The sequence below is a fragment of the Microbispora siamensis genome (assembly GCF_016863095.1).
Lineage (GTDB): Bacteria > Actinomycetota > Actinomycetes > Streptosporangiales > Streptosporangiaceae > Microbispora > Microbispora siamensis.
Genome location: NZ_BOOF01000022.1, coordinates 19132 through 42538, shown reverse-complemented (window position 1 = coordinate 42538; position 23407 = coordinate 19132). Strand labels below are relative to the sequence as shown.

The 23407-nt window shown below is 72.3% G+C and carries 22 protein-coding genes; 12 read left to right on the top strand and 10 right to left on the bottom strand.

Annotated elements, in window-relative coordinates; genetic code table 11:
- Nucleotides 1-28: 28 nt before the first annotated feature.
- From Msi02_RS19460 to Msi02_RS19435, 6 genes are read left to right on the top strand one after another with little or no spacing between them, the layout of a single operon-like run.
- Nucleotides 29-1321, top strand: a complete 1293-nt coding sequence (locus Msi02_RS19460) for a YveK family protein (protein ID WP_204049668.1) — start codon at nucleotides 29-31, stop codon at nucleotides 1319-1321.
- Complete coding sequence (locus tag Msi02_RS19455; protein WP_239108532.1) at nucleotides 1318-2682, top strand: hypothetical protein; 1365 nt, start codon at nucleotides 1318-1320, stop codon at nucleotides 2680-2682. Before Msi02_RS19460 ends, Msi02_RS19455 begins: the two co-directional genes overlap by 4 nt.
- Nucleotides 2679-3629, top strand: coding sequence for a hypothetical protein (locus Msi02_RS19450; RefSeq protein ID WP_204049667.1), 951 nt, complete (start codon nucleotides 2679-2681; stop codon nucleotides 3627-3629). Before Msi02_RS19455 ends, Msi02_RS19450 begins: the two co-directional genes overlap by 4 nt.
- Nucleotides 3617-4480, top strand: coding sequence for a sulfotransferase domain-containing protein (locus Msi02_RS19445; RefSeq protein ID WP_373308283.1), 864 nt, complete (start codon nucleotides 3617-3619; stop codon nucleotides 4478-4480). Before Msi02_RS19450 ends, Msi02_RS19445 begins: the two co-directional genes overlap by 13 nt.
- Nucleotides 4481-4506: 26 nt before the next feature.
- Entirely contained in the window at nucleotides 4507-5775 is a 1269-nt protein-coding gene (locus Msi02_RS19440) for a lipopolysaccharide biosynthesis protein (protein WP_204049665.1), read from the top strand.
- On the top strand, nucleotides 5772-6707 hold the full coding sequence (locus tag Msi02_RS19435) for a sulfotransferase domain-containing protein (protein WP_204049664.1): 936 nt from the start codon (nucleotides 5772-5774) through the stop codon (nucleotides 6705-6707). Before Msi02_RS19440 ends, Msi02_RS19435 begins: the two co-directional genes overlap by 4 nt.
- On the opposite strand, the gene Msi02_RS19430 is transcribed toward Msi02_RS19435, so the two are convergent.
- On the bottom strand, nucleotides 6688-7296 hold the full coding sequence (locus Msi02_RS19430) for a TetR/AcrR family transcriptional regulator (protein ID WP_204049663.1): 609 nt from the start codon (nucleotides 7294-7296) through the stop codon (nucleotides 6688-6690). The two genes, Msi02_RS19435 and Msi02_RS19430, sit on opposite strands and share 20 nt — an antisense overlap.
- 118 nt (nucleotides 7297-7414) lie before the next feature.
- Here Msi02_RS19430 and Msi02_RS19425 point away from each other — a divergent pair, with 118 nt between their 5' ends.
- Entirely contained in the window at nucleotides 7415-7654 is a 240-nt protein-coding gene (locus Msi02_RS19425) for a hypothetical protein (RefSeq protein WP_239108531.1), read from the top strand.
- Nucleotides 7655-7934: 280 nt separating this feature from the next.
- Here the strand turns inward: Msi02_RS19425 and Msi02_RS19420 are convergent, their stop codons facing one another.
- Both Msi02_RS19420 and Msi02_RS19415 read right to left on the bottom strand, forming a co-directional pair.
- The gene (locus tag Msi02_RS19420) at nucleotides 7935-9230 is read right to left on the bottom strand and encodes a Fic family protein (RefSeq protein WP_204049662.1); all 1296 of its coding nucleotides are present in this window, start codon (nucleotides 9228-9230) and stop codon (nucleotides 7935-7937) included.
- Nucleotides 9231-9325: 95 nt separating this feature from the next.
- The gene (locus Msi02_RS19415) at nucleotides 9326-9826 is read right to left on the bottom strand and encodes a MarR family winged helix-turn-helix transcriptional regulator (protein WP_204049661.1); all 501 of its coding nucleotides are present in this window, start codon (nucleotides 9824-9826) and stop codon (nucleotides 9326-9328) included.
- A 106-nt stretch (nucleotides 9827-9932) separates the two neighbouring features.
- Here Msi02_RS19415 and Msi02_RS19410 point away from each other — a divergent pair, with 106 nt between their 5' ends.
- The 3 genes from Msi02_RS19410 (at nucleotide 9933) to Msi02_RS19400 (ending at nucleotide 12482) form a co-directional block, all read left to right on the top strand.
- Complete coding sequence (locus Msi02_RS19410) at nucleotides 9933-10877, top strand: EamA family transporter (protein ID WP_204049660.1); 945 nt, start codon at nucleotides 9933-9935, stop codon at nucleotides 10875-10877.
- Between the two features lie 109 nt (nucleotides 10878-10986).
- Nucleotides 10987-11640 carry a cyclodeaminase/cyclohydrolase family protein gene (locus Msi02_RS19405; protein ID WP_239108530.1) on the top strand — a complete coding sequence of 218 codons (654 nt, stop codon included), beginning with the start codon at nucleotides 10987-10989 and terminating at the stop codon, nucleotides 11638-11640.
- Nucleotides 11637-12482, top strand: coding sequence for a bifunctional 5,10-methylenetetrahydrofolate dehydrogenase/5,10-methenyltetrahydrofolate cyclohydrolase (locus Msi02_RS19400; protein ID WP_204049659.1), 846 nt, complete (start codon nucleotides 11637-11639; stop codon nucleotides 12480-12482). Before Msi02_RS19405 ends, Msi02_RS19400 begins: the two co-directional genes overlap by 4 nt.
- A 55-nt stretch (nucleotides 12483-12537) precedes the next feature.
- On the opposite strand, the gene Msi02_RS19395 is transcribed toward Msi02_RS19400, so the two are convergent.
- Genes Msi02_RS19395 through Msi02_RS19385 form a run of 3 tightly spaced genes read right to left on the bottom strand, consistent with a single transcriptional unit; the run spans nucleotide 12538 to nucleotide 14776 of the window.
- The gene (locus Msi02_RS19395; protein ID WP_204049658.1) at nucleotides 12538-13779 is read right to left on the bottom strand and encodes an RNA polymerase sigma factor; all 1242 of its coding nucleotides are present in this window, start codon (nucleotides 13777-13779) and stop codon (nucleotides 12538-12540) included.
- Nucleotides 13776-14099, bottom strand: coding sequence for a YciI family protein (locus tag Msi02_RS19390; RefSeq protein WP_204049657.1), 324 nt, complete (start codon nucleotides 14097-14099; stop codon nucleotides 13776-13778). Before Msi02_RS19390 ends, Msi02_RS19395 begins: the two co-directional genes overlap by 4 nt.
- Before the next feature lie 53 nt (nucleotides 14100-14152).
- The gene (locus tag Msi02_RS19385; protein ID WP_204049656.1) at nucleotides 14153-14776 is read right to left on the bottom strand and encodes a dihydrofolate reductase family protein; all 624 of its coding nucleotides are present in this window, start codon (nucleotides 14774-14776) and stop codon (nucleotides 14153-14155) included.
- Between the two features lie 276 nt (nucleotides 14777-15052).
- Between Msi02_RS19385 and Msi02_RS19380 the strand changes: the two genes are divergently transcribed.
- The gene (locus tag Msi02_RS19380; protein WP_204049655.1) at nucleotides 15053-18430 is read left to right on the top strand and encodes a phosphodiester glycosidase family protein; all 3378 of its coding nucleotides are present in this window, start codon (nucleotides 15053-15055) and stop codon (nucleotides 18428-18430) included.
- A gap of 171 nt (nucleotides 18431-18601) precedes the next feature.
- On the top strand, nucleotides 18602-18976 hold the full coding sequence (locus tag Msi02_RS19375) for a DoxX family protein (RefSeq protein WP_079320308.1): 375 nt from the start codon (nucleotides 18602-18604) through the stop codon (nucleotides 18974-18976).
- A gap of 93 nt (nucleotides 18977-19069) precedes the next feature.
- Here Msi02_RS19375 and Msi02_RS19370 read toward each other — a convergent pair whose 3' ends face one another.
- From Msi02_RS19370 to Msi02_RS19355, 4 genes are all read right to left on the bottom strand, one after another.
- Nucleotides 19070-20191 carry a serine hydrolase domain-containing protein gene (locus Msi02_RS19370; RefSeq protein ID WP_239108535.1) on the bottom strand — a complete coding sequence of 374 codons (1122 nt, stop codon included), beginning with the start codon at nucleotides 20189-20191 and terminating at the stop codon, nucleotides 19070-19072.
- Between the two features lie 264 nt (nucleotides 20192-20455).
- Nucleotides 20456-21304 (bottom strand): WecB/TagA/CpsF family glycosyltransferase, encoded by an 849-nt coding sequence (locus Msi02_RS19365; RefSeq protein WP_204049653.1) that lies wholly within the window; start codon nucleotides 21302-21304, stop codon nucleotides 20456-20458.
- A 197-nt stretch (nucleotides 21305-21501) separates the two neighbouring features.
- Nucleotides 21502-22437 (bottom strand): glycosyltransferase family 2 protein, encoded by a 936-nt coding sequence (locus tag Msi02_RS19360; RefSeq protein WP_204049652.1) that lies wholly within the window; start codon nucleotides 22435-22437, stop codon nucleotides 21502-21504.
- Complete coding sequence (locus tag Msi02_RS19355; protein ID WP_239108528.1) at nucleotides 22434-23357, bottom strand: sulfotransferase family protein; 924 nt, start codon at nucleotides 23355-23357, stop codon at nucleotides 22434-22436. Before Msi02_RS19355 ends, Msi02_RS19360 begins: the two co-directional genes overlap by 4 nt.
- Nucleotides 23358-23407: the final 50 nt, after the last annotated feature.

The following is a 23407-nucleotide window of genomic DNA, read 5'->3' as shown; positions in this document are numbered from 1 at the left end:
CGTGACGAACGAGGGCACGGGGAGTTCCATGAGCCTGCCGCCGCACAGCCGCGACCTTTCCGAATACGGTTCGGTGCTCGGGCGCAGGCGCCTGATCGCCACCGTCTGCCTGCTCGCGGGAGTCGGCGGCGGGGCCGCGGCGCTCGCGGTGACCCCCGCGCGCTACACCGCGGTCGCCCAGGTGCAGGTGTTGCCGACCGGCGCGCAGGAACAGTTCAACGTGCCGAGTTCCCGGCAACGGGAACCGCTCAACCTCGACACCGAATCGCAGATCGCACGGTCGGCGGTCGTTTCCACCCTGGCCGCCGCGATTCTCCGGAATCCGGATCCGGAGGAATTGCGGGAGCACGTGACAGTGGACGTTCCTCCCAATTCCGCTATTCTCTCCATTTCTTACTCGGCGTCCGATCCCCGGGCCGCGGCCGCGGGGGCCCAGGCGTACGCGGAGGCCTATCTGCGCAACCGCGCCCGCGCCGCCGAGGACGCGATCGACGCCCAGTTGAAGCTGATCGCCGCGCGACTGCGCGAGGTCAAGGACGACCTCGACGGGACCACCACGCCCCAGGCGGTGACCACCCAAACAGCCCAGGCCGCGCAGACCACGCAGGCCGTGACCGCCCAGACCCCGCAGGGAACGGCCAGGCGGCAGGCCATGCTCGCCCGGCAGGTGTCGGACCTCACGCTGCGCTACGACGCGCTCAAGACCGTCGCGGTGACGCCGGGCACGGTGATCAGCCCTGCCAGGCCGCCCGCGCGGCCGGCCCATCCGAGTCCTCCGCTGTTCCTCGGCAGCGGGCTGTTCCTCGGCGTACTCGCCGGGGCGGGGGCCGCGTTCGGCCGCGACCGGCTCGACACCCGCATCCGCACGGGCGCGGACATCGAGAGGCTGTGCGGCCTGCCGCTGCTCGCCGAGCTTCCGGCCCGGCCGGATCCGGCGTTCCTCGACGAGATGGCCGCCGCCGTCGCGACGTCGCTGGGCGGCGGGCCCCACCGGCTGCTCCTCGAAGGCGTGGGGGCGGGAAGCCTCGAAGGCGTGGGGGCACGGAGCCTGGAAGGCGCGGGAGCGCGGAGCACCGTCAGGCCGCTCGCCAAAGGCCTCGGCTCCGCGCTGGCGCATCTGGTGCCGGTGACGGTCGTGACCGGCCGGTCCGCCCACCCCGACGCCGCCCTGTTGCTGGTCGGCCTGCGGCGGACGACCTCCCCTGAAGTCACCCGGGCCGTACGGCAACTCGCCCGGCAGGGCGCCCGCGTGCTCGGCGCCGTCGCGGTGCCGCCGGGGTTCGTCGCGCCCGTCCCCGAGACCGCGGAGTGGGGCGCGTGACCATCCCCGCCCCCCGCACCGCCCTGCCGCCTGCGGTCCGCCCCGGCCCCCGCCCCCGGCACCGGCGCCGTCCCGCGCGGGCGGCGTGGCCGATCGCGGCGTTCCTGCTCGGTTATCCGGTCTGGTGGGCGCTCGGCCTGGGCGGGCTGTCGGTGGTGGTGCTGGCCGTGCCGATGGCGGTGGTGCTGTTGCGCAGGCGGCCGATCCGGGCGCCGAAGGGCTTCGGCCTGTGGGCGCTGCTGCTGGCGGGCTACCTGGTCAGCGCGCTCGCGCTCGCCGAGACCCCCGACGGCACGTACGGCGAGCTCACCGCCGGCCGGGTCGTCGGCTACCTGATGCGGCTGGCCGTCTACGTCTCGCTCCTGATCATGGTGCTCTACCTGGGCAACCTCACCCATGACGAGCTGCCGCAGCGCACCCTGGTCAGGTGGCTCGGCGTGCTGTTCCTGACGGCCGTCGCGGGCGGGCTGCTCGGCGTGCTCGCGCCGGGCTTCGCGTTCACCTCGCCGCTGGAGACGGCGCTGCCGTCGTCGATCGCCGGCAACCCGTTCGTCGCCAACCTGATCCATCCGACGGCGGCCCAGATGCAGCACGTGCTCGGGCACGCCGAGCCGCGCCCGGAGGCGCCGTTCGAGTGGGCCAACGCCTGGGGCAGCGACGTCTCGGTGCTGGTGATCTGGTTCGTGGTGGGCTGGTGGACCTACGGCGGGCCGTACCGGCGCGTGGCGGCCGTGCTCGCGCTCGCCGCAGCCGCGGTCCCGGTCGTCTACTCGCTCAACCGGGGCCTGTGGATCGGGCTCGGGATCTCGGCGGCCTACCTGGTGATCCGGGGCGCCCGCCCCCTCCTGGCCGCGGCGGTCGCCGCCGTCGCCGCGGCGGCGTTCCTGCTGTCGCCGCTGAGCACGATCGTCGCGCAGCGGCTGGACAACCCGCACAGCAACGGCATCCGCGCGTTCACGGTCGCCGCCACCGTCCGGGTCGCGGCAACGTCACCGGTCATCGGCTACGGCAACACGCGCAACGCGTACGGCAGCCACCGCACGGTCACGACGGGCCGCAGCCCGTGGTGCGTGGAGTGCGGCCATCCCCCGCTCGGCAGCGACGGGCAACTGTGGCTGCTGCTGATCAGCCAGGGCGTCGCAGGGGCGCTGCTGTACGTCGCCTTCTTCGCCGGAGCGGTGCGGCGCTACTGGGCGGACCGTACGCCGATCGGCAAGGCGGGAACGCTCGTGATGATCCTCGTGCTGCTCTACATGTTCGTCTACGACGGGCTGATCAGCGCCCTGACCCTGTATCTGATCTCCTTCGCCCTGCTCTGGCGCAACGCCGCCGGCACATCGGACCTCCGGGAGGCGCGATGAGAGACGCGGCCGATCGTCTCCACTACCTGGACGAGGTGATGAACCTGCTGTTCCCCCCTTCCCGGTCCGGCGCCCGGCCGGGCGTCCGCAGCGTGCTGCCGCACCGCCTCGTCCCCCGGCGGGTCGTCCCGCGCGCCTGGTGGCACACCGCGCTGGGCCGCGGCCTGCCCGTCGGCCGCGGGACCGACACGATCGAGACGCACCTGAGCGACGTCCTCGGCCGCCGGATGCGGGTCGTCGTCCACGTCAGGCCCGCCCGCCGCGCCAACCGCAAGCCGATCCTGGAGGCGTACGACGAGTCGGGGCTCGCGGGGTTCGTGAAGATCGGCGACTCGCCGCGGGCCAGGCGGCTGGTGCGATACGAGAGCGAGGTGCTGCGCATGCTCGCCGGACGGCCGTTGAAGGTCGTCGTGCCGCCCGACGTGCTGTATCACGGCGAGTGGCGGGGCCTCGAGGTGCTGATGCTGTCGCCGCTGCCTGTGACCTCCCGCCGCGTGGGTTCTCGCCGCGTGCCCGCCCCCTTGCTCGCCTCGGCCATGCGAGAGATCGCCGCCGTCCGCCCGCACGGCGAGGAGACGGACTCCGGGGAGGCGGCCTGGCACGGCGACCTCACCCCCTGGAACATCGCGGCGGGGGCGGACGGGCGGCTGCTCGTGTGGGACTGGGAGCGGTTCGCCGTGGGCGTGCCGCTCGGCTTCGACGCCCTGCACCACTTCTTCCACCGGGCACTGCGCCGGATGCCGCCTCCGGTCGCCGCCCGAGCCTGCCTCGCCCAGGCGAGCGGGCTCCTGGAACCGTTCGGCGTCGACGTGGCCCGGGCACGCCGTACGGCGGTCCACTACCTGGTCGCCCTGGCCGAGCGGCACCGCCGCGACGGCCACGAGCCGCTCGGGCCGCCCGCCGTCTGGCTGAACCCTCTGGTCGATCACCTGGAGTGCCTGCTGTGAGGTCCACTCTGAAGCACTCGGCGCACGCCGTCTCGCTCGCCGCCGGGAGGGCGACCAGCGCGGGCAGGGTGCTGCCGTCGTTCCTGATCATCGGGGCCCAGCGGTGCGGCACGACCTCGCTGTACCGCGCCCTCTCCCGGCATCCGCTCGTCATGAAGCCGGTGCTGCGCAAGGGCGTGCACTACTTCGACATGGCCTACGAGCGGGGCCTGCCGTGGTATCGCGCCCACTTCCCGCTGGCGTCCAGGGCGCGGGCGCTCAGGTTCCGGTGGGGCCATGCCCCCCAGGCGTTCGAGTCGGCCCCCTATTACCTGTTCCATCCCCTGGCGGGGGCCCGCATCGCCGGTGACCTTCCCGGGGTCAAGCTGATCGCCCTGGTCCGGGACCCGGTCGAGCGGGCCTGCTCCGCGCACGCGCACGAGCTGGCGCGGGGGTTCGAGACCGAGCCGTGCTTCGAGCGCGCCCTCGCGCTGGAGCCGGAGCGCCTCGCGGGCGAGGACGAACGGCTGCGGACCGTCCCCGGGTACGCGAGCCACGCGCACCGGCACCAGGCGTACCTGGCCCGGGGACGGTACGCCGAGCAGTTCGCCCGGCTGGAGCCGCTCGTGGGACGCGACCGGATCCTGGTCCTCGACAGCGGACTGCTGTTCCGGGATCCCGGCGCCGCGTACGACCGGGTGCTGGGGTTCCTGGGACTGCCCCGGCTCGGCGGCGTGGAGTTCGAGCGGCACAACGCCAGGCCGCGGGAGGCCATGCCCGCGTCGGTCTACCGGCGGCTTCGCGAGCACTTCGAGCCGTGGGACGCGCTGCTCGTCCCGTGGCTGGGAGCGGTGCCCTCGTGGCGGCGCTGACCGGTCTTCCGCGGCCGGGCGGCCTGATGAGGCACGGAGTCGCCGGTCTGGCCACGGCGGGTGCCACGGCGGGCGGGCAGTTCGCGCTCGTGCTGGTGGTGACGCGGTCGCTCGCCCCGGCGGCCGCCGGGGCGTTCTTCACGGCCACCGCGCTGTGCCTGATGCTCGCGGGCGTCGTCCGCCTCGACACCGGCAACGGCCTGGTCCACGCCCTGGCCCGCAGCCGCGTCGACGGCGCCGGTGGCGATGGGGGCCGGCGGCTGGTCCGCGGGGTCCTCGCGCCGGTGGCCGCGCTCGCGTCCGTGACGGGGGCCGGTGTGGTTCTGGCCTCCGGGCCGCTGGCCCGGCTCACCGGCGTGCCCGGCGGCGTCTGGGTCGTGCTGGCCGCCGCCCTGCCGTTCGTCGTCCTGTCGGACGTGCTGATCTGTGCCACCCGCGGCCTCGGCACCATGCGGCCGACACTGCTGCTCGCCGGGGCCGTCCAGCCGCTCGGGCAGCTCGCCCTCGTCACCGCGGCCGTGCTCGCCGGGGCCCCGCCGCCGGTGCTGGCCGCCGCCTGGGCGCTTCCCTCCGTGGCCGGGGCGGTGCTGGCCGCCGTACGGCTGCGCGGGCTCGGGCCGTACGACGTGGGGGAGGTGGGCGCCTTCTGGCGGCACACCGCGCCGCGGTCGGCCGCGGCGGCCGTGCAGTCGGTGTTCCAGCGGCTCGACGTGGTGATCGTCGCGCTGCTCGCGGGTCCCGCCGCCGCGGCCGTCTATACGGCGGCGACGCGGTTCAAGGTGCTCGGGCAGCTCGCCGGTCAGGGGCTCGCCCAGGCCGCGCAGGCCCGGCTGGTCAGGGCCCTGGCCGAGGGCGACCTGGACGGCGCCCGGGCGCTGTACCAGACGGCCACCAGGTGGCTGGTCGTGCTCACCTGGCCGCTCTGGCTGGGGTACGCGGCGCTCGCGCCGTGGCTGCTGCCGCTGTTCGGGTCCGCCTACGCCGGCGGCGGCGCGATCGCGCTCGTCCTGTCTGCGACCATGATGGTCGCGACCGCCTGCGGCATGGTCGACGTCGTGCTCGTCGCGGGCGGGCGTACGGCCGCCAGCCTGGCCAACGTGACCACGGCCGTCGCCGTGACGATCGCCCTCGACGTGCTGCTCGTCCCCGCGTACGGCGCGCTGGGGGCGGCGCTGGGCTGGTCGGGCGGCGTGCTCGTGAAGAACCTGCTGCCCGCCGTGCAGGTCCACCGTCGCTACGGCCTGCGCCCCTTCGGCCTGGGCCGGTCGGTCAAGGCCGCGAGGGCGACGTCGTGACCGCCGGTCCGCCCGTGCTGGTCACCGGCCTGCCGCGCAGCGGCACGAGCTGGGTGGGCCGGATGCTCACGGTGAGCGGACGCCTGGTCTACGTCAACGAGCCGCTGAACCCGCAGCGCCCGCCGGGCCGCTCCCCCGGTGTGCTCGACGCGTCCGTGACGCACCGATTCCAGTACATCTGCCCCGACAACGAGACGCCCTGGCTGGCGGCCTTCTCCCGTACGGTCGCGCTGCGCTACAACTGGCGGGCCGAGATCCGGCGCAACCACGGGCCCGGCGACCTCGCGCGGATGGCCAAGTACGGCACGGCCTTCACCGTCGGCCGCCTGCTGGCGAGACGGGCGCTGCTCGACGACCCGTTCGCGCTCCTGTCCGCCGAGTGGCTCGCCCGCCGCCTGGGGTGCCGGGTGCTCGTCGTGGTCCGCGACCCCGTGTCGTTCGCCGGGAGCTGGCGGCGGCTCGGCTGGAGGGTGGACGTGCGCGAGCTGCTCGACCAGCCCCTCCTGCTGCGCGATCACCCGTGCGTGGCCGAGCTCGGGCCGCTCGCCGGAAACCGGGACGTGGTCACGGGCGCGGCTCTGCTGTGGAAGGTCGCGCGGCAGGTCACCGACACGGTGGCACGGCGCACCCCCGGCATCAGGGTCGTGCGGTATGAGGATCTGTGCGCCGCGCCCCTAGACGGCTTCCGCGACCTGTACGACTGGTGCGGCCTGCCCTGGACCGGCCGGGCCGCCCGCCGGATCACCGCCGCCTGCACGTCCTCCCGCTCTGGATCTCGCCCCGCCTTCGCCTGGACCGGCCTGTCCCGTACGGCCTACCGCCCGATGGACTCCCGGCAGGCGCTCACGTCGTCCTCCCTCCCCCACGCGGACGCCGCCCGCGTACGGGCCCTGACCGCCGATCCAGCCGCGTTCACTCACCGTTCGTCGTGAAGATGCGGGCAAGCTGGTGGTCGATCACGGCCACGGCGTCTTCGGCGGACCGCTGCCTCAGCAGAATGCTCGACTGCATCCCCTCGGCGCCTGCCACCAGGAATGCGGCCTCCGCCGCCGCGTCGATGGTCCGGGGCACCTGACCGGTTTCCTGGCCTTGCGCGATCAGGTCGGCGACCAGGTTCTCCAGCGCACGCGGCGCGTCGTGGGCGACCTTGGCCAGGGCGGGGTCGGTCAGGAAGCGGACGAAGTAGGCGGCGTACACCAGGTGCCGGTTGCGCCGTTCCTCATCCAGCGGGAGCAGTTCGAGCAGCACGCCCCGCACTATCGCGTGCATGCCGGGTGCTTCGCCGAGCATCGCGAGGCGTTCGCGGGCCCGCTGCTCGGCATCGTCGTTGAGGATCTCCAGCGCGCCGAGCAGCAGTTGCTCGCGGGTGCCGAAGTAGTACTGCAGCAGCCGGACAGAGACCTCGGCCTCCGCGGCGACCTGCCTCAAGGTGACGTCTTCCAGGCCGCCGCGGGTGGCCAGGCGCCAGACGGCTTCCGCGATCTGGCGACGGCGCTGGTCGTGGTCCGCCTTTCTCGGCATGCCATCCGTCCCTCATGGCTTAGTTGTGGTGCGATCGTACCAACACGAGTTATGGTTCGATCGCACCACAAAAATGCGGGGGCGTGTCCACGCCTTCCGTCGCGGCCCTCTAAAGGAGATGGGAGACGAAGCGCACATGAAATATGTCACCGCGCTGATCTCCGGCATGCTGCTGCTGGTCCTGGGAGCACAGGGCGCCATCCGGCTGCTGGCCGACCATGACAATGCCGGGCTGCTCGCCTGGCTGCCCGGCGGTTTCGCGGTACGGCTCGCGGGTTACGCGATTGCCGCCGTCGCCGGAGCACTCCTGGCCGGTTGGGGCGGCAGGCAGGCCAAGCAGAGCGGACGCGGGCAATGATCGCCTAAGTATTCACGGCGCCGGTGAGCGTGTCGATGCTCGCGGCAGACGCTCACCCCGCTCATGCCGGCGAGATCTCCGGCCCTGTCGCCGGCGAGGGCGCTGGGCACGGGGTCCACCGCTTCCGCGGCATCCCGTACGCTGCCCCGCCCCAGGTAGCCGACCAGATCCATGGTTGAGATTCCAGCTATCCTTTCATCGCCGCCTTCGGCATGAAAGGATAAGTGCTTTCCTTTCGCGCCTGAGGTCCTGGTGAAAGGAAACGGGCGGTGCTCCGGCGTCACCGCTGAGGGCGCGCCGGCACGACCCTCCGGGGCGGAGACTCACGGGTATCCCAACGCGTGCTTGCCAATCGACGCTCCGTCAGCGTGAGTAGGTCGAAGATCTCACGCGCCAGGTAGCCCCGAGTGTTTCTCTCGACCTGTTTGGGGTGCAGGATGCCGGCGCCTGCGAGCTCCTCCAACGCCTGCCGAGCGGCGGGGTGCGTGACCGAAAGTATGCGCTGCACGGTGCGAGCGGTGACCACGGGAACCGCAGGCAGAAGGTCAAGCAGGCGCGCGACCGCCGAATCGGATCGAGGGACGGGCCGCAGCCCTTGCGACTCGCGAAACCGGCGATGACGTTCCAGCCAGTCTTCGTGCACCTGCGTCAACTCGTCGGCGAACTTCTCGGCCTGCTCCGCCGCCGTCCTCGCCGCCGTGACGAACAGGCGCAGCCAGGTGGCCACCGCTTCCTGCGCTTCGGGCGAACCGGGCTCTCCGGAGTAGCGGTACGCCATGAGACCGGCGACGTACTCGTCCGAGCGGGTGAGCAGAACCAGACTGATCGGAAGGATGGCGCTGGGCATCAGGCCTCGCCGGGCGAGGACCGTGTGGATGAGCGCGCGTCCCACTCTTCCGTTGCCGTCAGTGAAGGGATGAATGGTCTCGAACTGGGCGTGGACCAAGGCAGCCTGGATCAGCGCCGCGTGTTCGGCGCCGTTAAGGTACGTCACCAGATCGTCCATCAGCGAGGGAACGTGCTCTGGTGGCGGCGGAACGAACTCCGCCTCCAACGGATGCCAGTCACCGCCCCCGACCCAGTTCTGCACTTGTCGCAACCCGTGGTGTCGCTCCTCCGGGAGAAGCACGTGATGAAGAGCGACGATGTCCGAGGTGGACACGGACTCGGACTCCACCAGGTCGGTGACCGCCTGCCGCAAGGCCGTCACGTTGTTGGCGACGAGCCGCGCAGTCGCGGTGAACCCTTTGGACACTCCGTCGTCGTACCCCGCGAGTTCGGCGAGAGCGACCTGATGAGGAGATGCCTGGAGGCCCTCGATCCGCGAGGAGGCGATCGCCTCAGACCGGAGAAGAAACCGGGCAAGACCATCAATGCCGTGGCCTGCGGGATGGGCGACAAGCCGCCGCACCATGCCCTCGACGACGGAGACCTCGCGGGCGACGTCGGGTGGCATGACAAGGACACGACCTACCAGGCGATCCGGCAGATACGGGCGGTAGACACCACCGCGTCTGTCACGCTTGCCGGGAGCATCCCACGCGGTCGGCCACGACGCCTCCTGATACCCAGCCATGCCGGTTATCCTTTCACGCACCACCCTGTCGTGAAAGGATAATCAGTATCCTTTCACGGCTACGGGCGTGCCGAAAGGATAGAGAGGGCACCGAGCTAGCCGAGGGTCGTGTCGCCGAGGGAGGCGAGGAGGGTGCGCAGGGCGCCGGCGAGGTGCTCCCGTTCCCGGGGGTCCAGCGACGCCAGCAGGCGCGCCTCGTTCGCGACGTGCGGCTCCAGCACCTCGTCCACCAGCGCGAGGCCGCGGTCGGTGAGCCTCACCCGGACCGACCGCCGGTCGCCGGAGTCGGGGATCCGCTCGACCAGTCCCCTGGCCGCCATGCGGTCGATGCGGTTGGTGATCGCGCCGGAGGTCACCATCGCCGCCTTGTTCAGCGCTCCCGCCGTCAGCTCGTAGGGCGGCCCCGATCGGCGTAGCGTCGCGAGCACGTCGAACTCCCAGCGCTCCAGGCCGTACGCGGCGAAGAACTCCTTCAGCTCCCGGTCGAGCAGTCGCGACAGCCGGCTGATCCGACCCATGATCCCCATCGGCCACACGTCCAGGTCAGGCCGTTCCCGCGCCCACTGCGTCATCAGCAGATCGACGGCATCGCCCATGGCACGACCCCTAAACACTAAGTATCTCAACGTTGAGTAGTTTGACGTCTATGTGAGTCTCATGCTGTTATTTCAACGTTGAGATTATCAACGAGGAGCAATCTTCATGAGCACGTTCGCCACATCCCGGTCCGGTTCTGCCGGAACGCTGACCCTCACCGCGCTGACGCCGCTCGCCTGGGGCTCGACGTACGCCGTGACCACGGAGTTCCTGCCGCCCGACCGCCCGATGTTCACCGCGGTGATGAGAGCGCTGCCCGCCGGACTGGTGTTGCTGGTCATCGGCCGCGTGCTGCCGCGCGGCGTCTGGATCTGGCGGGCCACGGCGCTCGGCGTGTTGAACATCGGGGCGTTCTTCCCCTTGCTGTTCCTGGCGGCGTACCGGCTGCCCGGCGGCGTCGCGGCCGTGCTGGGCGCGGTGGGCCCGCTGTTCGCGCTCGTCTTCGCCGCCCTGTTGCTCGCCGAGCGTCCGACCGCACGCAAGGTGCTCGCCGGGCTCCTCGGACTGCTCGGCGTCGGGTTGGTCGTGCTGCGCGCCGAGGCGCGGCTCGACATGGTCGGCGTGCTCGCCGGGCTGGCCGGAGCCGCGTCCATGTCGGCCGGAACCGTGCTGACCAAGCGCTGGGGCCGCCCCGAGGGCGTCGGGGCCCTCGCCCTCACCGGATGGCAGCTCACCGCGGGCGGGCTGCTGCTCGTCCCGGTCGCCCTGCTCGTCGAGGGCGCGCCGCCGGCGCTCAGCGGCGAGAACCTGCTCGGCTACGTCTACCTGGGCATCGTCGGCACCGCCCTCAGCTACTGGATCTGGTTCCGCGGAATCTCCCGGCTCCCCGCGACGTCCGTGGCCTTCCTCGCGCTGCTGAGTCCGGTTTCCGCCGCCGTCATCGGCTGGGCGGCGCTCGGTCAGTCCCTCAGCCCGGTTCAGTTGCTCGGCATGGTCCTCGCCCTCGGCGGCACCCTGCTCGGCCAGGCCCCGGCCGGGCCCTCCAGGAGCGCCGGCGCCCCGCCCGAGCCCGTACGGCCCGCGGCTAGTACGGCCTGCCCGTCCCGCTGACACGTACGAGCCCCATACGCGGAGCGACCTGCGGGACGTGGGAGGATTTTCCCGGGCCGCGCCATGCGCGAACTGTGCCATGCGCCGTGCTCATGCGCGAGCCGTGCTCATGCGCGAACAGGACGACCGGAGGACGAACGCGATGCGCGACGAGAAGATCAGCGATTTCCTGTCCCGCCTCGCCGACCGGGTGCCCGCGCCGGGCGGAGGCGCCGCCGCGGCCCTGCAGGCCGCGCAGGCCGCGGCCCTGCTGGGCATGGTCGCGCGCTACACCACCGGCGAGAAGTACGCCGAGCACGCGGCCGTGATCGAACGGATCATCGGCGAGACCGACGAGCTGCGGTCGAGCGCCCTGCGCCTCGCCGAGGACGACGCGGTGGCGTTCACGGCGGTCACCGAGGCGTACAAGCTGCCCAAGGACACCGACGAGGCGAAGGCCGCCCGATCGGCAGCCATCGCAGAGGCGCTGGTGGGGGCGGGCAGGGTCCCGGCCGAAGTCGTCGGCGTCGCGAAGAAGGCCGTCGGCATCGCCGAGGAACTGCTGCCCATCGGCAACCGCAACGTCGTCTCCGACATCGCCGCCGCCACCGAGGCCGCGCGGGCCGCGGCGACCACCGCCCGGGTGAACATCGAGATCAACCTCGGGGGGATCAAGGACGAGCTGGCCCGCGCCGAACTGACCGCCGAGGCGGCCGGCGTGGACGAGGTCGCCGCGCGGGCCGAACGGGTCACCGCGGCCGTCCGTGAGGAGATCGCGAAGTGAGCGCCCGCGTTCTGTCCGGCAAGGAGCTCGCGGCGTCCATCCGGGCCGAGGCCGCCGAGCGGGCCGCCGCGCTCGCCGCGGCCGGTACGCCGCCGAAGCTCGCGGTCGTCGTCGCCACTGCGGACGAGTCCAGCGCCTGGTACGTCCGCTCGATCGCCCGTGCCGCCGAGAAGGCCGGCATCACCTGCGACATCGTCGACCTCGGCGCGGAGGCCGCCCCCGATCTGATCCGTGACCGGCTGGCGGCGCTGAGCGCCGACGACACCGTGCACGGGATCATCCTCCAGACCCCGCTGCCGGAGGGGGCGAAGCTGGAGGATCTGGCCGGCGCGATCGCGTTCGGGAAGGACGTCGACGGCGCCAACCCGCTGTCGCTGGGCCGCCTGGCCGCGGGCCTGCCCGCGTTCGCTCCGGCGACCGCCGAGGCCGTCGTGGCGATCCTCGACCACTACGGGATCGACCTGACCGGCCTGCACGTCGCGGTGGTCGGCCGGTCCACCGTGGTCGGCAAGCCCGCCGCCCATCTCCTGCTGGACAGGAACGCCACCGTGACGGTCTGCCACTCCCGTACGCGGGAGCTGGCCGCCGTCACCTCCGCGGCCGACGTGGTCGTGGCCGCGGTCGGCCGCGCCGGGCTGATCACGGCCGAACACGTGCGGGCCGGAGCGGTGGTCGTGGACGTCGGCACCAACCCCACCGAGGACGGCGGCCTGGTCGGCGACGTCGACGCGGTCGGGGTCGCCGACCAGGCCGGGGCGCTCACGCCCGTGCCCGGCGGGGTCGGGCCGGTCACCACCGCGCTGCTGCTGCGGCACACCGTGCAGGCCGCCGGCCGCGGCTGAACCGAACCACCCCGCGCCCACCTTGGGACCTGCCGCGCGAGATGCGTCCGTGGCGCTAGCGCAGTTGGTCGCGGCGGCGGGTCAGGTAGGCGATCTCGGCGGTGTTGCCGGCCAGGCCGACGGCTCTGTCGTAGGCCGCGCGCGACTCCCGGCCGCGGCCCAGCCGGCGCAGCAGGTCGGCGCGGGTGGCGTGGTAGGCGTGATAGCCGGCCAACTGGGGCTCGAGACGGTCGACGGCCGCCAGTGCCACCTCCGGGCCGTCGAGCTCGGCGACCGCGATGGCCCGGTTGAGGGCGATGATCGGCGAGGGGTCGAGGCGGACGAGCTGGTCGTAGAGGGCGAGGACCTGCGACCAGTCGGTGTCGCGCATGTCGCGGGCGGAGGTGTGCACGGCGTTGATCGCCGCGAGAATCTGGTAGCGACCCGGAGCCGCACCGGCGGCGGCAGCGGCGAGGCGCTCGCGCACAAGCCGATGACCCTCGGCGATCAGTTCCGCGTCCCAGGCCCCACGGTCCTGCTCGTCGAGAGCGACCAGCTCGCCGCCCGCCGAGACCCGGGCGGTGCGGCGGGCCTCGATGAGGAGCATCAGCGCCAGCAGCCCGGCCACCTCACCGTCCTGTGGCAGGAGCTCGCGGATCAGGCGAGTGAGCCGGATCGCCTCGGCGGTCAGCTCGCGCCGTACGGGATCGGTGTCGGGGCCGGTGGCCAGGTAGCCCTCGTTGAACACGAGGAACAGGACGGCCAGGACGCCGGAGACGCGCGCCGGGAGATCCTCCGCCGACGGCACCCGATAGGGGATGCGCGCCGCCTTGATCTTGGCCTTCGCCCGGGTGATCCGCTGCCCCATGGCGCTCTCGGCCACCAGGAAGGCGCGGGCGATCTCGGGCATGGTCAGGCCGGCGACCATGCGCAGCGTCAGCGCCACGCGGGCCTCCATCGCCAGCGCGGGGTGACAGCAGGTGAAGATCAGCCGGAGCCGGTCGTCGTCGATGGCGCCGACAGGCTCGGGCGGGTCGTCGTCGTAGACCATCTGAGCCTTCCTGTGCTTGTCGTCGCGTTTGTTCTCGCGCCTGATCCGGTCGATGGCCTGGCGGTTGGCGGTAGTGGTCAGCCAGGCGCCCGGGTTGGGGGGCACGCCGTCGGCCGGCCACCGCTGGACGGCGGTCGCGAACGCCTCGGCCGCCGCCTCCTCGGCGATGTCGAGGTCGCCGAAGCGCCTGGTCAGGGAGGCGACCACCCGCGCCCACTCCTCACGGTGGGCCCGGATGATCACATCACGGACGTCGAGGTCGTTCACAGGAACGGCCGCACTTCGATCTTCCGATCGCAAATCTTCGACGCCTCGGCGGCGAGCTTGAGCGCCACATCCAGATCGGGGGCCTCCCACACCCAGACGCCGGCGAGGTACTCCTTCGACTCCACGAAAGGCCCGTCGCTGAACACCGCCTGCTCGCCCCGGTTGTCGATGACGGTGGCCGCGTCGGTGTCCGCGAGTCCGCCCGAGAAAACCCAGTAACCCTCGGCGATGAGTCGTTCGTTGAACGCGCTGATGGCAGGCTGCCTGTCCGTGCTGCCGGGATTGCTCTTGTCGTCGATCACGGAAACCAGGTACCGCATCTGAAGATCATCTCCTGTGGTGTCAGGACAACGTGGTTCGGTGGTCAGGGACTTCAGGCCGTTGGCGCATACTGCGGGCGTCCGGCCGGCCGGTAGACCTGGATCGTCACACCCTTGGAGTCGACGCGCGACTCGACCAGGTCGAGCGCGAGATCCGGGCCGGCGTCGGGGAACAGCCGCGCGCCCTGGCCGACGACCACCGGGACGATGATCAGAGTCATCTCGTCGACCAGATCGTTCTCCAGCAGCCACCGGATCAGGATGCCACTGCCGTGCACCTGCAGCTCACCCCCCGGCTTGGCCTTCAGTTCCCGGACGGCGGCCGCGACGTCTCCGGACAGGACGGTCGTGTCCGACCACGCCGGATCCGTGAGCGTGGTCGACGCCACGTACTTGGGCCGTGTGTTCAACGCTTCCACGACGCCCTCCCAGCCAGGGGCATCCTGGACCGTCATGGTCCCCCACGAGCCGGCGAACAGCTCGTAGGTCCGCCGGCCGAACAGGAACGCCTCGGCGCGCTGGTAGGTCTGGTTGATGAACGCGTGGGTCTCGTTGTCGCCCTTGCCCAGGGCCCATCCGCCGCGCTCGAATCCGTTCCTGCGGTCCTCGTCCGACGCGCCGCCGTTTCCCTGCACCACCCCGTCGACGGTGACCTGAGTGATGGTCGTCAGCTTCATGATCGCGGTTCCTTTACCGTGGCGCCGTCCCCTTGTGGGCGGCCTCACCCCTGCTACGAACACCACCGCCCCGATCCGACACCGCCTCCCGGATTTCTTCGAAGAACTTTTTCGGGACGCGGTCGCCGAGCGCGCCCCCCGAAAGCAGATCCGTCGTTCATGGGGTGGTCATGGCGGCGTCATGCCGTGGACGGAAGATCGGTTTAGAGATTGTCTACCTTCAGGCCCGTTAATGCTTGGAGGTACAAAATGCGCAAATTTGCGCACGTTGTCGTCGTGGCAGCCGTCGTCGCCGCGGGCTCCGTGGCCGTCGGCGGGACCGCATGGGCCGAGGCGCCACCCGGTGACAGGCCGGCCGAACCGCCCGGCTACCAGACCACCGTCCCCGGCGAGTCGGTCGAGGCGGACCGCACCGACCGCGTGATCGCCCCCGGCATCGTGCTGACGTCGTTCGACACCTTCGGCCGTACGGGCTGGACCCGCGCGCACGTGCTCAACGCCGACCTGGCGGACGACCGGGTGGACGTGAGCATGGTCGGCGGCACGCTGACCGAGACGCGGGCGCTGTCGAAGTCGGCGGACGCCGCGGGAGCCGTGGCCGCGGTCAACGGGGACTACTACGACATCAACCAGACCAACGCGGTCATCGGCCCCGAGGTCAGGGACGGCCAGGTGCGCAAGGCGACCACCCAGCCCGCGACGGTCGCCTCGGTGGGCGAGGACAAGATCGCCCGGCTCGCGAGCGCGCTGCTGGAGAGCACGGTGACCGTGGGCGGCACGGATCATCCGGTCGCCTCGCTCAACTCGGCGTCCCTGCCCGCGAACGCCGTCTCCGTCTTCACCGACCAGTGGGGACCCGGCCTGCGTACGCTGATCGGCCATGCCACGCCCGTCACCGAACTGGTCGTCTCCGGCGGCGTCGTCACGGCGGTGAACGACACGGTCACGACGACCCCGGTGCCCGCCGGGGGCCTGGTGGTCGTGGGCGTGGGGAACGCGGCGGCCCCGCTCGCCACCGCCAAGACCGGCGACCCGGTGACGCTCACCACCGGCCTGCGCACCGACTCCCCCGCGAAGCTGCGCACCGCGCTGGGCAGCGGAGCGGTCCTCGTGCGGGACGGTCAGGCGATCGACTTCCCGCCCTCGACGGGCAACGACGCGCCGAAGCCGCGTACGGCGATCGGCTGGCGCGACGGCGGCAGGCGGCTGCTGCTCGTGACCGTCGACGGCTCGGCCAACTTCTCGGCCGGTCTGAGCTTCGACGAGACGGCCAAGCTCCTCGTACGGCTCGGCGCGGACGAGGCGTTCATGCTCGACGGCGGCGGCTCGTCCGATCTCGTCGCCCGCACGCCCGGGGACGCCGGGGTGAGCGTGGTCAACACCCCGTCGGACGGCGGTGAACGGCCCATCCCGAGCGGAGTCGGGCTGTTCGCCGCGAAGGGATCGGGGGCCCTCAAGGGCATCGCGGTGCGGACGAGTGCGCCGCGCGTCTTCCCCGGACTCACCCTCCGCGTCTCCGCCGCCGGGTACGACGAGTCGTACGCCCCGGTCGCCCTCGACGGCGGCAAGGGCAACTCCGTCCGCTGGAACGCCGGGAAGCTGGGCACGGTGCGCGACGGCGTGCTGCACGCCGAGCGCTCCGGGGAGGGCGAGGTCGAGGCCCACTCCGGGCGGGCGCACGGCGCGGCGGACGTCCGCGTGCTCGATGCCCTGTCCACCGTCGCGTTCACCGAAACGAGCCTGACCCTGGACGCCGGCGGCTCGGCCGTCGTGGGGGTCACCGGCACCGACGCCGACGGCTTCGACGCGCCGATCGCCGCGCGCGACGTCGACCTGGACTACGACACGGCCGTGGTGAAGGTGGAGCCGCGGGACGACGGGTCGTTCGCGGTCACCGGGCTGGAGGCGGCCGACGGCCGCGGCGCCGTGATCACCGCGACCGTCCAGGGCAAGGTGGCGCACCTGCCCGTCGCCGTCGGGCTGAAGCGCGGGTCGCTGGCCGAGTTCGACGGTGGCGAGCCCTGGGGCGTGTCGACCGCCAAGGCCACCGCGACGGTGGCGAGCGTGGACGCCGCGGACCGCCCCGGCGCGGCGGCCGGCAACCAGGCGCTCGCGCTCACCTACGACTTCAGCGGCACCTCCGGCACCTCGGCGGCGTACGCGGTGGCCAAGCCCGGGCCGCTCACCCTGCCGACCGGCACCAGGCGGCTCGGCATGTGGGTGTACGGCGACGGCCGCGGGCACTGGCTGCGGGCCACGCTGCGGTCGCAGGGCACGACGAACGTCCCCTTCACCTTCGCCTCCGTCGTCGACTGGACCGGGTGGAAGTGGGTCGAGGGCGCCCTGCCCACCGGTTTCACCGAGCCGATCACTCTGCTCAACGTGTACGTGGTGGAGACGTCCAACCTCGCCAAGGACGCGGGACAGCTCAGGTTCGACGGGCTCACCGCGCTGGTCGGGCAGGATCTGGCCACCGGCGACGCCCGGACCCCCGATCCGTTCGTCCTGGAGCAGGCCGGCATCGACCGTACGCGCTGGCGGTTCGCGATCATGTCCGACCTGCACGTGGGCGCGGCCGGGGGCACGACGTCGTTCGCGGCGCAGCAGGCGGCCGCCGCGCTGAAGCAGGCCGTCGCCGCTAAGCCCGACTTCATCGTGATCAACGGCGACTTCGTGGACAACAACACGCCGGCCGACTTCGCGCTCGCGGAGGAGGTGCTCAAGGCCAACGTGCCGGCTGACCTGCCGGTCTACTGGACGCCGGGCAACCACGAGTCCGGGGCCACGGCGACGGGCACCCTCGACAACTTCCTCGCCACCGGGCGGCAAGCCCACCAGGTGTTCGACCACAAGGGCACCCGCTTCGTCCTGCTCAACACCACCCTGGGCGGGCTGCGGTCGTCCGACTGGTCGCAGGTGCCGGAACTGCGGCAGAACCTGGACGCCGCGGCGAAGGACAGGTCGGTGAAGTCCGTCGCCGTCGTCTTCCACCACCCTCTCCGCGACCCCTCGGGGGCGGGCGCGTCCCAGTTCTCCGACCAGCGCGAGGCAGACCTCGTCGAGAAGTGGCTCGCCGACTGGCGTGAGTCGTCGGGCAAGCCGGTCGTGTTGTTCACCGGCCACGCCCACACCGCCGCCGCCACCAGATCGGACGGCGTGCTGGAGGTCACCACGCCGCCGGTGGGCAAGACGCCCTACAGCTCGCCTGACAAGGGCGGGTTCTTCGGGTGGGACCTCGTCGGCGTCGACCCCCGGCCGGGGAAGGTCGAGGCGGGCCGTCCCAGCCCGGAGACCCGCGACTGGATCGTGGCGCGGACGAACCCGCTGATCGACAAGATCTCCCTGTCGGCGCCCGGCACGCTCGCCCCGGACGCCTCGGCGGAGGTCTCGGCGACGGGCAGCACCAGCGGCGCCAACCTGACGTTCCCGCTGGCGTACCCGGCCAGCGTGACGTGGAGCGGCGACCGCGCCCTCGCCGTGGCCGAGTCGGCTGCGGACGCGAAGAAGGCGGCACGCCGCCACGGCGTCGTCGCCGTCCTCGACGTGTCCACGCACACGCTGACCGGCGTACGGCCCGGCCAGGCCACCCTCACGGTCACGTCGGGAGGGCAGACCGCCTCGGCCACGATCACCGTGGCCGAGCAGGCCCGATGAGAGCAGCTCAGTAGGCCTGATGAGAGCGACGGGCCGGCCTCCCTCACCGAGGGCGGCCGACCCGCCGTTCCCCCATACGCGGTCGCGACAGGCGTGACGGCGATCCGCGACGACGGCCGTGGCCCGCCCATCCGCTACATTGCGCTCTGAAGTCGCAAGAACGGACTCCCCATGAACGTCGTCCTGTGGGTCATCGCCGGCCTGCTCACTCTCGCCTTCCTCGTCGCCGGGGTGATGAAACTCGCCCAGCCGAAGGACAGGCTGGCCATGTCCGGCATGGCCTGGACCGAGGACTTCTCCGCGGGCGCGGTCAAGGGCCTCGGCGCTCTCGAGGTGCTGATCGCCTTCGGCCTCGTCCTGCCCGCCGTCACGGGCATCGCCCCGGTGCTGACGCCGCTCGCCGCGCTCGGCGTCGCCCTGATCATGGCCGGAGCGGTCGTCGTCCACGCCCGCCGCGCCGAGTCCCAGGTCATCGTCGTCAACCTGGTGCTCCTGGTCCTGGCCGTTGTCGTCGCCTGGGGCCGCTTCGGCCCGTACGCCTTCTAGCCTCTGCTTCCTAGTCTCTGCTTCGCGGCCCGAAGGCCCTGCGTACCAGGGCGCGCCCGGTAGGCCGGCCCGCTGCCGAGGGGGCGGGGTTTCTCAGGAGCCGAAGGCTGCGCCGATGAGCCGGGTGACGAGCGCGAAGTCGTTGCCGCCGCCGGTGACGGGGTTGAAGGAGTAGACGAGACGGCGGCGCAGGTCGCGGGTGGTGAACATGCCGTCGGTGTAGCCGAAAGTGCTGCCGGTCTTGCCCCAGACGGTCAATCCGTCGGGGAGGGTGACCCGCATCAGTCCCGCGCTGTAATAGGCCCGGCCGTGGCCCGGGTCCTGGGCGGTACCGCCGAGGTAGGCGACATCGGGAACGGTGAACAGTTCGGCCATCTGGGAGGGCGGCAGGAGACGTCCCCGGAAGAGGGCGGTCAGGAAGCGGTCCAGGTCGCCCGTCGTGGAGATCATGCCGCCGGCGCCCGGGTTCTGGTCGGTGATGTCGACCAGCTGGGTTCCGCCGCCTGCCTGGGGCGCGGCGATGTAGCCGTGGGAGTGGGGGCCGGGGATCGTGGTGTCGGTCTGCGGGGCGGTCGTGTGCCGCAGATGCAGCGGGCGCAGGATCCGCTTGGTGATCTCCTGCTGGTAGCTGTTGCCGGTGAGCTTCTCGATGAGCATCCCGGCGACGTAGTAGCCGGTGGCTCCGTAGACCTGCGTTGTGCCGGGGTCTTTGAAAGGCCGGTCGTGCCGTACCGCCATCGCCACCAGTTCGGCGAACGGGTGGTCGTCGAAGCGGTGCTCGACTATCCCCTCCGGAGTGGTCGGCAGATCGTCCGCTGTCAGCTCCGGCAGGCTGCTGGTGAAGTTGAGCAGTGAGCGTACGGGGATCGGCGGGTAGCTATCGGGGAGCACGCCCGGGAGGTACCGCTGAACGGGCTTGCCGAGGTCGACCCTGTCCTCGGCGGCCATCTGCAGCACCACCGTGGCGATGAAAGCCTTGGTGACGCTACCGAGGCGGAACCGGCCGTCGACCGGCACAGGCTCTCCCGTCACCGTGTCGGCGACCCCATACGTGCCACTCCACTTCCCAGCCGGCCCGCTGACCTGTGCCAGCGCCGCCGTCACCCTGTCAGGCGCACTGGACAGCGCACGCTGAAGGGTGTCAGGGTCCAGCCTGGGAAGCGAGCTGTGGGCACGATCGGCGGCGACAGCGGTTGTCACAGCCGGAGCGGCCATAGCCGGAGCGGCGGTGCCGACGATCATTGCGGCCAAGGTCACGCAGGACAGCACCGTCAGCGGCAACCGCGTGCGACGCGGCCGTGCGGCAGCCGGAGTGCGGTCGGAGAAACAAGGCTTGGGAGTCATGCCTCGGAGCCTGTCGGACGACGGCTGTCCGCCTCATCCGGGAACGCCCCCCGCGCACCCCTACCAGCCCCTTACTCACCATCAGGGTCATCTCTGAACTTCCGCCCCAACAGGCCCACAGCCGACGTGGCGGGATCACCGGCAGGTCATCGAGGGGATCTCCTTGCGGTCCCGACGCGTGAGGCGGCGCAGCAGGCAGCCGGTCAGCAGACGGAGAGCGAAGGGGAGGTCGTCGAGCAGGTAGCGGCGGGCGAGCCGCCTCGGCTCACCGATCAGGCGAAACAGCCATTCCAGCCCGTGGTCGCCCATCCACGCCGGCGCCCGCCGCGCCGAACCGGCCGCGAAGGCGATCGCCGCCCCGCACCCGACGAACCACGCGCCCGGAAGGTCGTCCCGGAGCGCGGCGATCAGGCGGTCCTGCTTGGGGAAGCCGAGCCCGGCGAACACCAGTGCCGGTCGCGCCGCGACCAGCCGCGCCCGCACCTCCGCCAGCGCCGCCGCGCAGGTCTCGAACCCGTACGGCGGAGCGTCCACCCCCGCCACCACGAGGCCGGGATGGCGCTCGCACAACGCGTCCCGCGCCGCCTCGGCCACCCCCGCCGGGCCCCCGATCAGATAGACCGGCAACCCGTGTACGGCCGCCGCCTCGGTCAACGACCAGATCAGGTCGGCCCCGGTCACCCGTTCCGGCAGCGTACGGCCGAGCAACCGGGCAGCCCACACCAGCGGCATGCCGTCCGCCACCGCGAGGTCGGCGGCGTTGACCAGCTCCCGCAACGACGGGTCGCGTCCAGCGGCGCGGCAGATGTCCACGTTCGGGGTGACGAGATGACCGCCCTGTCCACGCAGCGACGCCCCGATGATGTGCTCCACGACCTGCGCCTCGGTCAGCGGGTCGAGCCGTACACCCGCGATCTCCACCCTGCCGGTACGGCCGCGTCCCACCGGCAGGGGCACCACGGCTTCGCCGCCTGCCTGTCCCATCGGCTCGACTCCCCGACCAGGCCGAGAGCCGGTCGATGAAAGCGCCGCCAGCACGGTCCCAGTGGGCTCGTGGTCCGTCAGGCCCGGGCCGGCCTCGGAGGGGCCACCGTCAGACAACGTGATGCCGGGCAGCACAGTGCGGGGCAGCACAGTACGGGACGGTCCTCGTGGGGCCGAAACCGGCGCGGGCTCTGCCATCAGATGCCGTGGCCGCGAAGGTGGAGGGCGTGCAGCACGGCGCGCGGGCTGACCAGCCCTCCGGCGACCGCCAGAGCCACCGCCGCCCGCGGTTCGCCCGGCCGCGCGGAGAAGGCGCGCAGTGACCAGCGTGCGGCCTCGCGCCGCCGTCCGAGGGCGGCGTGGCAGAAGGCGAGTTGCCCGTAGACGCGGGCCGCGCCCCGCGGTTCCGCGGCCAGCCCGGGATGCCGGGCGAGCATCCACTCCAGCCCCGCGATCCGGTCGGCCCAGCGCCCCACGTAGTGCGAAGAGCCCCAGCGCACCCGCACGAGCGGCCGGTCGACGTGGACGATCGGATGCCGCCAGGCGGCCCGCAGTGCGAGGTCCCAGTCCTCGTTCTGACCGGCCGGTGCGCTCTCGTCCACCCACGTCCAGCCCCGGCGGAACAGGAATGTCGAGGAGTGCACCATCATCATGCGCGAGCGGGTGAGGTGCCGATGGGTCACCCGGCCGGTGCCGGCCAGCCGCGGCACCCGGCGGTCGCCGTACTCGACCTCGACGGCGCAGCTCGCGAAGCCCGCCTCGGGCTCCTCCGCCAGCGCTGTGACCTGGGCGGACAGCTTGCCGGGCAGCCAGAGGTCGTCGTCGTCGCAGAAGGCGACGAGATCCGTGCCGAGCACCGAGATCCCGGTGTTGCGCGCGCCCGGCAGGCCGGCGGCACGCCGGTTGCCCAGCACGCGGACGGTCCGAACCGCTTCGGCGGCCGCAGAACCGGCAACAGAACCGGCGACGCCGGACACCTGCTGGGCGACGAGGGAGGCGGGGACCTCGTCGGCCACGACCACCACCTCGACCCGGCCGGCGTACTCCTGGGCGAGCACGCCGGTCAGCGCGGCGCGCAGCGGGCCTGGCCGGTCACCCCGGGTGGGGATGACCACGCCGGCGGACGGCCTCATCCCCGGGCTCCCGGCCGGTAGGCGAGGCGATAGCCGTAGAAGAGCAGAAGGGGGAGGGTGATCGCGGTGACCAGCCACCGCTGGGACCTGGGCAGGGGCGCCGGACGGTGGCGTATCTCGATCGGTCCCACAGAGAAACGCATCGGGTTGCCGGAGACGGTGTGCGCGACGCCGAGCAGCGCTTCGCGGTCGTCCAGGAAGGCGAGGCCGCCGGCGGGAAGCCCGAGTCGCGCGGCCAGGCGTCCCAGGGTCGCGCGCGGATCGCGCACCAGGTCCTCGTGCCGCACCCGGACGACCTGCACGCCCTTGCGGCGCAGCACCTCGAAGGCGAGGTTCTGGGCCAGCCAGTGGACGGCGGTGCGCGCGGGGGTCCAGCGGGTCATCGGCCGCCCGTCCTCGGGCCTGCGCACCCTGCGCCGCCACGACGCGGCCACCGCCCGCGGATCGCGCACCACCTGCACGACCCGCATCTCCATGATCGCCGCCAGGCAGTACGCCAGGGAGGCGTGCTTGCTGGAGTCGACGACGACCCGGGCGTCGGCCACCTCCGCCGCCGCCGCGTAGATGCGGGAGTACGACCGGACGTACTCGGCCAGTTCGGCCTCACGGGTCGTGAGCCCGAGGGCGAGGGCGGGCACGCGGCGGGTCCGGTCGACACGGGCGCGCAGGCCGGGCAGCCACCCCGCCTGGCTCTGCCGCCACTGCCCGAACGCGCGGGCGCCCACCTTCGTCCAGAACGGGCACTGGGAGAACCGCTGCCCGCAGCCGCACGGCTCGTCGGCGCGTACGCCACGGTCCCACAGGTGGACGACCTCGCCGAGCGGCGCCACACCGGGCACCTCGCCGAGGAGGCGTTCGAGCAGAGTGCTACCGCTGCGTCCCAGGCCGCCCACGAAGATCACCGGCTGAGCGTCGGCCACGTGTCCTCCATGAATGGATGCGAAACGTGACGACCCTAGCGCGCACGGTA

Coding starts and splice junctions, on each gene's coding strand:
- Msi02_RS19365 (WP_204049653.1), bottom strand. CDS start 21,304: ATGGGACAGGCAGGCGGCGAAGCCGTGGTGCCCCTGCCGGTGGGACGC.
- Msi02_RS19440 (WP_204049665.1), top strand. CDS start 4,507: ATGAGGCACGGAGTCGCCGGTCTGGCCACGGCGGGTGCCACGGCGGGC.
- Msi02_RS19410 (WP_204049660.1), top strand. CDS start 9,933: ATGAGCACGTTCGCCACATCCCGGTCCGGTTCTGCCGGAACGCTGACC.
- Msi02_RS19415 (WP_204049661.1), bottom strand. CDS start 9,826: ATGGGCGATGCCGTCGATCTGCTGATGACGCAGTGGGCGCGGGAACGG.
- Msi02_RS19420 (WP_204049662.1), bottom strand. CDS start 9,230: ATGGCTGGGTATCAGGAGGCGTCGTGGCCGACCGCGTGGGATGCTCCC.
- Msi02_RS19390 (WP_204049657.1), bottom strand. CDS start 14,099: ATGCGGTACCTGGTTTCCGTGATCGACGACAAGAGCAATCCCGGCAGC.
- Msi02_RS19385 (WP_204049656.1), bottom strand. CDS start 14,776: ATGAAGCTGACGACCATCACTCAGGTCACCGTCGACGGGGTGGTGCAG.
- Msi02_RS19360 (WP_204049652.1), bottom strand. CDS start 22,437: ATGAGGCCGTCCGCCGGCGTGGTCATCCCCACCCGGGGTGACCGGCCA.
- Msi02_RS19460 (WP_204049668.1), top strand. CDS start 29: ATGAGCCTGCCGCCGCACAGCCGCGACCTTTCCGAATACGGTTCGGTG.
- Msi02_RS19450 (WP_204049667.1), top strand. CDS start 2,679: ATGAGAGACGCGGCCGATCGTCTCCACTACCTGGACGAGGTGATGAAC.
- Msi02_RS19370 (WP_239108535.1), bottom strand. CDS start 20,191: ATGGCCGCTCCGGCTGTGACAACCGCTGTCGCCGCCGATCGTGCCCAC.
- Msi02_RS19430 (WP_204049663.1), bottom strand. CDS start 7,296: ATGCCGAGAAAGGCGGACCACGACCAGCGCCGTCGCCAGATCGCGGAA.
- Msi02_RS19375 (WP_079320308.1), top strand. CDS start 18,602: ATGAACGTCGTCCTGTGGGTCATCGCCGGCCTGCTCACTCTCGCCTTC.
- Msi02_RS19425 (WP_239108531.1), top strand. CDS start 7,415: ATGGGAGACGAAGCGCACATGAAATATGTCACCGCGCTGATCTCCGGC.
- Msi02_RS19405 (WP_239108530.1), top strand. CDS start 10,987: ATGCGCGAACAGGACGACCGGAGGACGAACGCGATGCGCGACGAGAAG.